The organism is Lactobacillus johnsonii (assembly GCF_014058685.1).
Taxonomy (GTDB): Bacteria; Bacillota; Bacilli; order Lactobacillales; family Lactobacillaceae; genus Lactobacillus.
Map to the genome: position 1 here is coordinate 1371176 of NZ_CP059055.1, position 13285 is coordinate 1384460.

General features: G+C 34.3%; 8 protein-coding genes. All 8 read right to left on the minus strand.

Annotation, left to right across the window (positions count from 1 at the left end; genetic code table 11):
• Positions 1-67 precede the first annotated feature (67 nt).
• Entirely contained in the window at positions 68-607 is a 540-nt protein-coding gene (locus H0I41_RS06560; protein ID WP_004893923.1) for an HdeD family acid-resistance protein, read from the minus strand.
• A 49-nt stretch (positions 608-656) separates the two neighbouring features.
• Positions 657-3524, minus strand: a complete 2868-nt coding sequence (gene uvrA / locus H0I41_RS06565; protein ID WP_135014492.1) for an excinuclease ABC subunit UvrA — start codon at positions 3522-3524, stop codon at positions 657-659.
• A gap of 14 nt (positions 3525-3538) precedes the next feature.
• On the minus strand, positions 3539-5554 hold the full coding sequence (gene uvrB, locus H0I41_RS06570; protein WP_053107022.1) for an excinuclease ABC subunit UvrB: 2016 nt from the start codon (positions 5552-5554) through the stop codon (positions 3539-3541).
• 98 nt (positions 5555-5652) lie between these two features.
• Positions 5653-7377, minus strand: coding sequence for a phospho-sugar mutase (locus H0I41_RS06575; RefSeq protein WP_135014493.1), 1725 nt, complete (start codon positions 7375-7377; stop codon positions 5653-5655).
• Between the two features lie 126 nt (positions 7378-7503).
• Positions 7504-8490 (minus strand): aldose epimerase family protein, encoded by a 987-nt coding sequence (locus H0I41_RS06580; protein WP_004897711.1) that lies wholly within the window; start codon positions 8488-8490, stop codon positions 7504-7506.
• On the minus strand, positions 8491-9960 hold the full coding sequence (locus H0I41_RS06585; protein WP_135014494.1) for a UDP-glucose--hexose-1-phosphate uridylyltransferase: 1470 nt from the start codon (positions 9958-9960) through the stop codon (positions 8491-8493).
• 18 nt (positions 9961-9978) lie between these two features.
• Positions 9979-11148 (minus strand): galactokinase, encoded by a 1170-nt coding sequence (locus tag H0I41_RS06590; protein WP_135014495.1) that lies wholly within the window; start codon positions 11146-11148, stop codon positions 9979-9981.
• Positions 11149-11275: 127 nt separating this feature from the next.
• The gene (locus H0I41_RS06595; protein ID WP_053107045.1) at positions 11276-13282 is read right to left on the minus strand and encodes a beta-galactosidase; all 2007 of its coding nucleotides are present in this window, start codon (positions 13280-13282) and stop codon (positions 11276-11278) included.
• Positions 13283-13285: the final 3 nt, after the last annotated feature.

A 13285-nucleotide genomic window follows, 5' to 3' on the forward strand; every position in this document is an offset into this window, starting at 1 on the left:
CCATTTTTTAAATAAAATAAAAAGTCGTTATCTTTGGTAGTCTTCCAACGATATACGACTTTTTATTTTATCTATGCATCCATGAAACAAAAATTTCATTAATTCCAAATACCATTAACCAAAATGCTACTAAGTAAACTAAAGTAATAGCAGCTAACATTGGGTTAAATAGTAAAGCAAAAGCAATAATTAAACTAATGATGTTTAAAATTAAGCAAAGAACAAAGTATCCAGTTGAATATTCACGTAAGTGCCATGAGAAAATGATCCCAATAATCGAATCAGCTAAGAACCAGATAGCAAATAAAATAGCTAAAGTTAATCCCCCAATTTCACGTGAACATAGGAACAAAACACCAATTACAATATCAATAATTGCAGAAATTATTGTTACCCAGCTCAAATCAAAAATATTATGAAATTTAACATATGCTGAAATCCAAATTAGACCTTGTAAGATTGATAAAATACCAAATACAAATACAAATGCTTGTAAACCACGACCAGGGTAGCGTAATAACAAGAACGATGCTATAACAAACAAAATTCCTGCTATAAATGAGCCCCAATCAAAGCCTTGATGTCTAGAATTATAAATGTCGTTCATTTTTATATCCTCCCAGATAATATTCTACACTTAATTTTCTAAAACACCATTAACTTTCCCCTTGCTCCTTTTTATTATTTATCATTTGCTTAGTTAACTCAGTATCTCTTTCAAGGACAGGTTTTAAATATTGGCCAGTATAACTTTCTTTTACTTGAGCAACTTCTTCTGGAGTACCAGTAGCCACAACTTGTCCACCGCCATCTCCTCCTTCGGGCCCCAAATCTATTAGCCAATCTGCATTTTTAATGACGTCTAAGTTATGTTCAATAATTAAAACTGTATTTCCTTCATCAACTAAGCGCTGCAATACCTCTAACAGACGTTTAATGTCATCAGTGTGCAACCCTGTTGTAGGTTCATCCAAGATATAGAAGTTATTCCCAGTAGAAAGTTTTTGTAATTCAGAAGCCAACTTCATTCTTTGTGCTTCCCCACCAGACAAAGTAGTTGCTGATTGTCCTAACTTTACATATCCTAATCCTACATCAACAATTGTTTGTAACTTACGATGAATTTTAGGAATATTTTCAAAGAATTTGCATGCTTCGTTAATTGTCATGTTTAAAACTTGAGAAATATTTTTTTCACGGTAGGTTACTTCTAAGGTTTCTGAGTTATATCTTGTTCCGTGACAAACTTCGCAAGGGACATACACATCAGGCAAAAAATTCATTTCTATCTTAATAATTCCATCTCCATGACATGCTTCACAGCGCCCGCCCTTAACGTTAAAAGAAAACCTAGCCTTAGTATAGCCACGCATTTTTGCTTCATTAGTCTGGGCAAATAAAGTACGAATATCATCAAATACACTAGTATATGTGGCTGGATTACTACGCGGAGTTCGTCCAATAGGACTTTGATCAATATCTATAATTTTTTCGATATTTTTATATCCCTTAATTGATTCATACTTACCGGGCTTTGCAGAGTTATTATTTAACTTCTGTGCCAGAGCACGTTTCAAAATTAAGTTAACTAATGTTGATTTTCCGGAACCTGATACTCCGGTTACAACAACTAATTTACCTAAAGGAAAATCGACAGAGATATCTTTTAAATTATTTTCTTTTGCACCAGTAACAGTTATTTTCTTACCGTTACCTTTTCTTCGCTCTAATGGAACTGGAACAATCTTTTTACCTGATAAGTACTCCCCAGTTAAAGAATGGGGATTCTTCATTACTTCTTCAGGCGTACCTGCAGCCATCACTTTTCCGCCGTATACTCCGGCTCCCGGTCCCATATCAACTAAGTAATCGGCTTGCTTCATGGTTTCATCATCATGTTCTACTACAATTAGAGAATTTCCAAGATCTCTCATTTTCTTAAGGGAAGAAATAAGACGATCATTGTCACGCTGATGAAGACCAATTGATGGTTCATCTAGAATATACATAACGCCTGACAAGTTAGAACCAATTTGAGTTGCTAGTCTAATTCTTTGCGCTTCTCCACCAGATAGAGTGCCAGCAGAACGAGATAAAGTAAGATAGTCTAATCCAACATTAATTAAAAATGTCAAACGATCCCGTACTTCTTTCAAAATTGGCTTAGCAATCATTTCTTCTTGTTCACTTAATTTAACTGAATTGAAAAATTCTAATGCTTTTGCAATCGAAAGATCAGATGCTTCAGCAATATCTTTACCATTTACTTTCACGGCTAAAGCCTTTTCATTCAATCTTTTACCATGACAAGTTGAACAAGTCAGTTCAGTCATATACTTACCCATTGCATCACGCATGAATTTAGACATTGGATGGTGGTATCGACGATTGATATTATTTAAAATTCCTTCAAATTCTTGAACTGTATCGTTTACACCAAAGTCTCCTTCGAGATGGAATTTTATTTTCTTTCCCTTAGATCCATTTAAAATTAAATCCTTTTGTCTTTTAGTTAATTTTTTATATGGTTTATCTAAGGGGATTTTCAAGGCTGTACAGGCTTGTTCTAACATCGCTGTATAGTACTTAGAGTTAGCCCAAGGAACTAAAGCTCCTTCACCTAATGACTTATCCTTATCAGGAATTACTAAATCTTCATCTACTGAAAGCTTCATACCTAGTCCATCACAATCAGGACAAGCTCCAAAAGGCGCATTGAATGAAAATAAACGCGGTTCCATTTCACCAACAGTAAAACCACAAATCGGACAAGCATAGTATTCTGAAAAGTTAATGCGTTCTCCCTTAATCACATCAACATACATGTAACCATCGGCTAAACGAAGGGCTGCTTCTACCGAATCAAATAACCGACTACGAATATTTTCTTTAACAATTAGACGATCCACAACAATATCAATACTGTGTCGCTTGTTTTTATCTAGCTCAAACTCATCAGTAATTTCATGCATTTCGCCATCTACAATTACCCGTACATACCCCGCACGCTGAATTCGCTTAAATACCTCTTTATGTTCTCCTCTTTTAGAACGGATAACTGGAGCTAAAATTTGAATTCTACTTCTTTCAGGCAAATCCATTACTCGATCCACCATTTGATCTACGCTTTGTCTTTCAATTAAAGTTCCATCATTGGGACAAATCGGATGACCTACACGAGCCCACAATAAACGTAAATAATCGTTAATTTCTGTTACGGTTCCGACCGTTGAGCGTGGATTATGTGATGTCGTCTTTTGATCAATTGAGATTGCGGGATTTAATCCATCAATTGAGTCAACATCAGCTTTATCCATTTGCCCTAAAAATTGTCTAGCATAACTTGATAACGATTCTACATATCGTCTTCTACCTTCAGCATATAAGGTATCAAATGCCAGTGAACTTTTTCCAGAGCCCGATAAACCAGTAATAACTACTAATTTATCTTTTGGAATTGATAAACTTATATCTTTTAAATTGTGTTCCCGTGCTCCGTGAATAACAATTTTATCATTTACCATTTAACTATCCTCCTCTACTTTTTCTTTTCATGCACCTGTTTTTTTAAGTCCATAATTGCATCACGCAAGTTAGCCGCTTCTTCAAAGTCCAACTTTTTAGCAGCTTCCTGCATTTGTGCAGTTAAAGTCTTAATCATATTTTGTTTTTGCTTCTTAGTCAATTCATCAAAGTTTAGGTCAGCAAAACTTTCTTTATTCTCTTTATCATCACTATCCTTAGTGATAGAAATTACATCTCTAATTGGCTTAACGATAGTTTTAGGAGTAATGCCGTGTTCTTTGTTGAATTTCATTTGTAGACTACGTCTTCTCTCCGTAGCGTCAATTGCTTCACGCATCGAATCAGTAATCGAATCAGCATACATAATTACCTTACCATTTGAATTTCGAGCAGCACGTCCAATTGTTTGAACCAAAGGTCTGGTAGAGCGAAGAAAACCTTCTTTATCAGCATCTAGAATTGCAACTAGAGACACTTCAGGAACATCGATACCTTCCCTTAAAAGATTAATCCCTATTAGTACATCAAATTTTCCTAGCCTTAAATCTCTAATAATTTCAAGACGTTCTAAAGTTTTGATATCAGAATGTAGATATCGTACTTTTATACCCAAATCCTTTAAATAGTCAGTTAAGTCTTCGGCCATTTTCTTAGTTAAAGTTGTAACAAAAACACGCTCATTACGTTCAATACGCTTATTAACTTCACCAACTAAATCGTCGATTTGTCCCTTAATTGGTCTAACCTCAATTTCAGGATCAAGTAATCCAGTAGGACGAATAATTTGCTCAACCTTGTGATCAGTTTGATTAAGTTCATAATCACCTGGAGTTGCTGATACATACATGATTTGATTTACATGTTTTTCAAACTCTTCTAATTTTAAAGGTCGGTTATCTAAAGCAGATGGAAGTCTAAAACCATAATCAATTAAGGTTTGCTTACGTGCCCTATCTCCATTGTACATTGCCTTTAGTTCTGGCATTGTGGCATGCGATTCATCAATTAAAATTAAGAAGTCATCAGGAAAGAAATCTAACAAGGTATGTGGTGGCTGTCCAGCTTTTCGTCCTTCCATGTGTCTAGAGTAGTTTTCAATTCCATTAGTGTAGCCAACTTCACTCATCATTTCCATATCATAAGTGGTTCTTTGTTTAATTCGTTGAGCTTCTAAAAGTTTTCCTTCCCCTTCGAACTTTTTCACCTGAATATTCATTTCATCTTTAATTGAGGTCAAAGCTCTTTCCATAATTTGTTCATTAGTAACAAAGTGAGTGGCTGGGAAAATAGAAACTTGTTCCCGCTCTCCAATTACTTCACCAGTTAAAGAATCTACTTCAACAATTCGGTCAATCTCATCACCAAAAAATTCAACTCTAAATGCATGATCAGAATATCCTGCTGGAAAAATTTCTACTACATCACCGCGTACTCTAAAGCGCCCACGCTGAAAATCAATATCATTACGATCATATTGAATATTTACTAAATCTCGTAATAGCACATCTCGGCTAATCTCTTGGCCTTCAGATAGAGATACTACACTAGCCGCATACTCTCTCGGATCACCTAAACCATAAATACATGATACTGACGCCACAACAATTACATCATTTCTCGACATTAAATCACTAGTGGTCTTATGCCGTAATTGATCAATTTCATCATTAATTGATGAATCTTTCTCAATATAAGTATCAGATTGTGGTACATAAGCTTCTGGTTGATAGTAATCGTAATAAGACACAAAATAATCAACGGCATTCTTAGGGAAAAATTCTTTAAATTCACCATACAGTTGACCAACCAAAGTTTTATTATGAGAAATTACTAAAGTTGGCTTATTTAGCTTAGCTATTACATTTGCCATAGTAAAAGTCTTACCGGTTCCAGTAGCACCTTCTAGGATTTGTGCTTTTTCTCCTTGCTCAAATCCATCAGTCAACTTTTTAATTGCTTGCTCTTGATCTCCTGCTGGTTGAAATTTAGAGACAAGTTCAAATTTTTTATTTTTTTGTCGTCTAATCATTTTTCATCCTCCGCAAAAAAAGTTGGACTAAAATAGCCCAACTTCTATATAACGTATTCATTTTACTACAGCGAACGTATTTTCGCACTATTTTTGCATTACTTTAATAAATTAGCTAATGCATCTTGATACTCTTCTGCAGCTTTTTCTGCAGTTTCAATATCTTTCTTATTTACTCCAACATAAGCCTTGATTACAGGTTCAGTTCCTGATGGACGAAGAGCAACCCAAGTTTCATCATCTAAGAAGTACTTCAAAACGTTAGACTTAGGGAAAACAGTTAATGGAGTTTTCTTTCCATCTTCAATAGTTTCTTGGGTTTCGAAGTCTTGAATCTTAACAACCTTTGCATCATTAATTTCAGTTAAATGTTCTTTACGTAACTTACTCATTAATTCAGCCATCTTCTTTTGACCACCAATACCAGGCATTTCGATAGCCTTAGTAATTTCGTAAGCTACACCATATTTTTGCCAGATTTCTTGTAACCCATCAAAAACAGTCATTCCTTTAGATGCATAGTAACTTGCTACTTCTGCAAACATTAATGCACCTTGCATAGCATCTTTATCTCTAGCGAATGGCTTGAATAAGTAACCGTAACTTTCTTCAAATCCCATCAAGAATTTACCGTCATTTTCTTTATTCATCCGGTCAACTTCTTCACCAATGTACTTGAATCCAGTTAGCACATGCTTAGTTTTAATACCAAAATCATCAGCAATCTTAAATGGAAGTGCACTTGAAACTACTGAAGTCACTAATTCATAGTCGGATGAAAGAGTTCCGTTTTCCTTCATATGAACTAATAAGTAATAGGCCATTAATGTAGCAATTTGATTACCAGTTAAAACTTGGAAATCACCATCTGATTTTCTAACAGCAGCACCCATTCTATCAGCATCTGGATCCGTTGCAATAATAACATTTGCATCAACTTCATTAGCAAGCTTAAATCCTGGTTCAAATACATCACGATACTCTGGATTAGGTTTGATAGTTGTAGGGAATTCTGGATCAATAATGGATTGGTTTGGAACTGGAATCACATTGTCAAAACCACCTTGTCTGAATGCACGATCATATAGCATCTTTCCAGTACCATGTAATGGAGTGTAGATAATCTTTAATTTATCAGCATTAGCCTTAACCATTTCAGGATCAACAGTAACATCCTTTAAACGAGCTAAGTATGCTTCATCCACATCTTCACCAATCAATTGTAGCGTGCCATTAGCCCGTAGTTCTTCCACGGGAGCAGCTTTAACACTAAAAATGTCATCAACTTTTTGAGCATAAGCAAATAAACGATCTGCATTTTCTGGCGCCATTTGAGCACCGTCTTCGCCATAAACCTTATAACCATTATATTGTTTAGCATTATGTGAAGCAGTGATGTTAATTCCAGCAAAGGTATTTAAGTGACGGACAGCAAATGATAATTCAGGAGTTGGCCTCAAATCATCAAATAAGTATACATGAATTCCATGTGCACCTAAAATACGAGCTGCGTGTTCGGCGAATTCTCTTGAGTGATAGCGTGAATCAAAAGAAATTGCAACGCCACGTTTCTTAGCTTCTTCACCATTTTCATCAATTAGTCTTGCAAGACCTTCGGTTACTCTTCCCACAGTAAACAAATTAATTCTGTTTGTACCAGGTTCAAGTCTACCTCTCATCCCGGCAGTACCAAAATTAATATCTTGTCCGAAAGCATCTTCAATCCACTTTTCATCTTTACCTAGATCATTTAATTGATCTTTTAAATAATCGGGTAAATTATTTGCATTAGTCCATTGACTATAAATTTCTTTTGCGTTCATAATTTCCTCTTTACGTAAATTTTATGGTTTCATCTGCTATTTTAACGCAACTCATTGTGAAATTGCTATCATATAACCATAAAATTTTTCTATGCATCAAAGATACTTATGACCCTTACTTTATAATCACTTGAAATTCCAGTTGATTTCACGTTCAAACTTTTCATAAGGAAGTAACGTAATCTCTCCTAAATCGGTTCCCTCCGCAGGTGGACATTGAGCTTCTAATGTAATTCCATCATACTGTCCAATATTATTTGCCACACCAGTATAATTAAAGTGATTAGCTGTATACATCACAATTGCAGGTGCATTCGTAGTCATAATCATTTGATGATTTTTTGATGTTAAGATTGCAGCTGGCTGCATCCCATTTAAGATAAAAGGATGATCTAAACCATTACGCAATTTAATTTGGTCATCGTCACTGTTTAAAGCTAGAGAAATTCTCTTTTTCTTTCTAAAGTCAAAAGGAGTATTTTTGACATTTTTCATCCCTTGATTCGGTAAGCCATCTTCACCAACAGGCAAATAATAGTCAGCTGCAAGTTGTAGTTCTAAGTCAGCTGCTTTTTCTCCTAAATTAAAATAAGTATGATTAGCTGGATTAAAAATCGTCAATTGATCACTTACAGCTGTAAGTATATAAGTTAGGTTGTTCTCATTATCTAACTTATACCGAGCATGTAATTTCATATTACCAGAATAACCATTCTCACCATCTGCATCAAAAAGGAAAAAGTCAGCTTGAGCCTCTTGATCCGAATTCTTTAACTTAAAACTCCAAATCTTCATGTCAGTCCCAAGACCTCCATGAATATGATTTTTTCCATCATTTTGAGGCAATTGCTGGATCTGTCTTCCACGTCTCCATTGTCCTAAACGAACACGACCACAAATCCGACCAACTGTCCCACCTAAAAAGTTTCTTTCTTTTGAATAATCTTCTGGACTATTCAAAGTCAAAATCATATTCTCCTGATTCAGTAAGACTTTTTCTAAAGTAGCGCCATAATTAAGAATATTAACTTGCATTCCATAATCGTTTTCAAGGCTAATCTCACACAAGTCTTGGCTATCTTTACGTCCATACTTTTCAAAACTAGTTTTCATTTACCTATCTACCTCGCTTATTAAAGCATCAGTAAACTTTTGCCACCCTATTTCTCCATCTTTATTATTCTTAAAAACACCTGCACACTCGAGTACTTGATCAAATATTTCGACTAAGGCTTGCTGTAAAATAGAGTCGACATTTTCTTTGGCAATTTGAGAATCTGCTTTCAGTTTTCTAGCCCAATCAAGGTGACTATCAGCTATCTGATTATCTTGATTAAGTAAATACTTCTTAACTTCCTCTAATTCTCCTTTAAGTCTCCCAGGTAAAATTGCCCTACCCATCACTTCGATTAAACCAATATTTTCTTTTTTAATATGCCAAAGTTCAGCATGTGGGTGGAAAATTCCTAATGGATATTCATCACTAGTATTATTATCACGAAGAACCAAATCCAAAATAAATCTATCACCTTCACGGTGCATAATTGGCGTAACAGTATGATGTTTACTATTACCTTCAAAAGCTTTAATTTGACGAGCTGGATCGCTATAATGATCCCAAAAATCGATAATTTTACTCCCTAAATCAATTAGATCTAATGAATTTTTACTAATCAAGCGTAGATCACTCATTGGCCAATCAACTATACCAGCCTTAACTTCAAGATATTTTTCAAAATAAATCTCTTTTTTAATTTTAGCCTTCATCATTGGAAAAATATGACGTCCACCTTGGTAATGTTCATGGGCTAGCATTGAACCACCGACAATTGGCAAGTCTGCATTTGAACCAACAAAATATTCAGGCAGCTGCTTTTCAATATCAACTAAATTAATTAAAGTTTGTTGATTAATAATCATTGGGATATGCTTTTGATCTAAGAAAATACAATGCTCATTAAAATAGGCATACGGTGAATATTGAAAGCCCCAAGGTCGACCTCCGATCATCATCCGGATTATTCGCAAATTGCTGCGCGCATTTTTTCCATATCCACCTAGATACCCTTCATTTTCTAAACACAGTGCACATTTGGGGTACTTATTTTCCACATTATGAGCTGCAGCTGCGATTGCTTTAGGATCTTTTTCAGGTTTTGAAAGATTAATTGTTATTTCCAATTCATGATTCTTAGAGCTCTTTCCAGAAAAAACAATATTTTTAGCAATAGCTTCTTTTTTAACATAATTATTGTCAACACAAAGTCGATAAAACCAATCAGTTGCAGTCTTAGGCGACTTTTGCATCTTTTCCCAGAAAATTTCATTTACCTTTGAAGGTGCTGGTATTTTTAAATCATATAATTCATCATTCAAAACTTCACGTGAGGTAATATCATCAGGGATTTTTTTTTGATCTACAGCTATTTGAACAAGTTGCTTTACAGGAGATAGATTTTCATCATATTCTTCATCTTCATCTCCTACCAAAGCCTTAATTTTATTAACTAGGTAAACATAATCTAACTCTTTATACGTTCCACTATCAATCACTTCATGCGCAAATTTTTCAATAACTTTCATTTTTGTAGCTCCTTAAGTTTAAATTTTATTAGTTCCATCTACAATTTCTGCGTCATAGAAACTTGCATCATAACCTACTTTATCGCGATATATTTTACCAACATTTTTCTTAAACGCTTCTGCTTTATCTTTTTTCACAATTGCAATTGCACTGCCGCCAAAACCGCCACCAATCATTCTGGCACCTAAAACACCCTCTTGTTTCCAAGCAGCTTCTGCTAGTGTATCCAGTTCTTTACCTGTTACTTCATAATCATAGTGGAGAGAAATGTGGGATGCGTTTATCAAATGGCCCAATTTTTTAAGATCATTATTTTTCATTGCCTTAGTTGCTCGGATCGTTCTTTCATTTTCATTAACTGCATGACGAGCACGTTTTATTTCTGTCTCATCATTAATTAAATATGCATATTCGTCAAAAGTCTGACTATCTAATTCACCTAAAGAAGTAATATCAAGCTTAGTTTTCAATTTTTCCAAGGCATTCTTACATTCTCTTACCCGATCGTTGTAAGCAGAGTCGGCCAGAGTATGCTCTTTATTGGTGGACATAATAATAATCTCATAGTCTCCTAACTTAAGAGGCATGTATTCATATTCCATGGTGTTGCAATCAAGGAAAATTGCACTATCTTTCTTACCCATAATGCAGGCAAATTGATCCATAATTCCCGAGTTTAAACCGATAAATTCATTTTCTGTTTTTTGACCGAGTCGGGCTAAATCTGGCCGATCAATATCTAAATCAAATTCATCTTTTAAGATCATTCCCATTAACATTTCAATTGCTGCACTTGAAGATAGACCAGATCCTGATGGTAAGTCAGCCTTAATATAAAGGTTAAAACCATGGTTAATTTTTTCGCCGTCTTCTCGTTGACGTAAATAAGTAATCATTCCTTTAAAATAATTAGTCCAAAAGCGTTTATCTTTTTCTACTGAATCATCATCTAAATCAAATTCGACAATTTCACCATCTACATTACCTGAATAAAGACGAACCTTTTTGTCATCTCTTGGTCCATAAACGCCGTAAACACCTAAACTAATTGCTGCTGGAAAAACATGTCCTCCATTATAGTCAGTATGCTCTCCAATCACATTAATTCGACCAGGTGAGAAGAAAACATCTTTTCCACTTTCACTAAATACTTCTTGATAGTCTTTAAGTAATTCATCTTTATTCATAATTTTTACCTCTTAATTTTTTGTAATCGCTTTTATAATTAATTATAAAACTATTTAGTAAATAAATTTATTAAATTTCATAAAAAGGGTATAAAGTTAATATTAATCCTTTATACCTAACTTATTTCTAAAGCTTACTCAACAATTGAACTTCCCATGCCTTCATCTTTTTATTTGCACTTTTATCCGTAAATAAATTCTTATATGCATCAAATTCAGACGGCAAATCTTTTGTATCATTACTCATATTTAAGACGAAGTATAATTCTTTTCCGCTTTTTGTAACTCTTTTAGTTATTTCTAAATCTGTTTTAGTCTCTACTAAAGATTTTATATTCACAATTGAAATAAGATGATCAAATATTTTACTTAATCCCGCTTCATCTAATTGCGTTCCAATATACCAGCTAGTACCTTTACCCCATTTGTTCTCACTAACTGCTGGTGTTTCTTTATAAAATTCACTATTATAGTTTCCTAAAGCATGTGCACCTTCTAAATGCAACAAATCACAAATTAAGTTAGCTTGATAATTGTTATTATCTAAGGAAACAGTAATTTTTTGTCCTGGAATTACTGCATCGCTTTCCTCAACCCAGATACCTAAAACATCTTTTAAAGGACCAGGGTATCCCCCAAGGTACACGCTATCATTTTCGTTTACTATGCCAGATAAATAGCTAGCAACAAAATTACCACCCTTTTTTACATATTGATCAATTTTTTCTGCTAAACCGCTTTTTATCATATATAAAACTGGAGCTACAACTAAGTCATATTGACTAAAATCGTCGTCAACGCTAATGATATCCGTTGGGATATTGCGCTTATAAAATTGTTTATAATAATCCAAAATTGATTCTACATAATCAAGATCTTGCGTAATTCCGTCAATATATTCATAAGACCAAAAGTTATTCCAGTCAAAAACAATTCCTACCTTCGCCTTTGTCTTTGATCCTAAAATTGTCGAACCAGTTTTTTCTAGTTTTTCTCCTAGTTCTGTTACTTCTTTAAATACTCTAGTATCAGTTCTTTGAGAATGTGAAATTACTGCACTATGGAATTTTTCCGATCCGCCAATGGCTTGTTTTAATTGGAAAAATTGAACTGTATCTGCTCCATGAGCAACTGCTTGCAATTCTGTAGCTGCCATTTGTCCCGGTCTCTTCAATGGACTATATGGTTGCCAATTTACTTGAGCAGGTGTCGATTCCATCAGCATAAAGGGTTGATGTTTTAACGAACGCATCAAATCATATAAAAATGCTGACTGATAAGTTGGCATGTTATAACTTGGATAACTATCATAAGAAATAATGTCTTGTTCTTTTGCCCATTTTTGATAGTCAAGTAATTTATTAGGTAAAGCATGAAAATTAGTTGTTACTAAAGCCACTGGATCATATTTCTTTATAATAGCTTTCTCCATCTTAAAAAGTTTCAATAAGCTCTCAGATTGAAAACGCAAATAATCAAGCGATAATGCAGAAACAATAGTTTCAGTGCCTTCTGCTCCCCAGGCATCTCCTAATTCATTTGGAACTACTATTTCATCCCAATCATAAATCCTATGGCCCCACACATTCATATTCCATGCTTTATTTAAAGTTTCTAAATTTTTATATTTATATTTTAGCCAGTCTCTAAAAGCATTTTGACAATTGTCACAGTAGCAATTGCCCCCATACTCATTATTAACATGCCAAACTTTAATATGAGGATTTTTATAATATCGGCTTACTATTTTTTTAACTAATTTACTAGCAAGAACTTGATAGTTTTTACTATTAGAGCAAAAATTATGTCTTTGCCCAAAAACATGTCGTCTTCCCTGATAATCTACTCGTGCCACATCAGGATATTTTTTAAACATCCAAGCGGGCATAGCTGCAGTTGCAGTTGCAAGGACGATATCAAAATTAGCATCAGATAATTCTTTAACTATTTTGTCTAATTTTGAAAAATCATATTCTCCTTCTCTTTGCTCTAGTAAAGCCCAAGAAAAAACATTAATAGTAGCTGAGTTTAAATGTGCTTGTTTAAAAACTTGTATATCATTTGCCCAAGTATCTTCTGGCCATTGCTCAGGATTATAATCTCCACCATATAAAAAGCGTGATAATTGTGTCATATT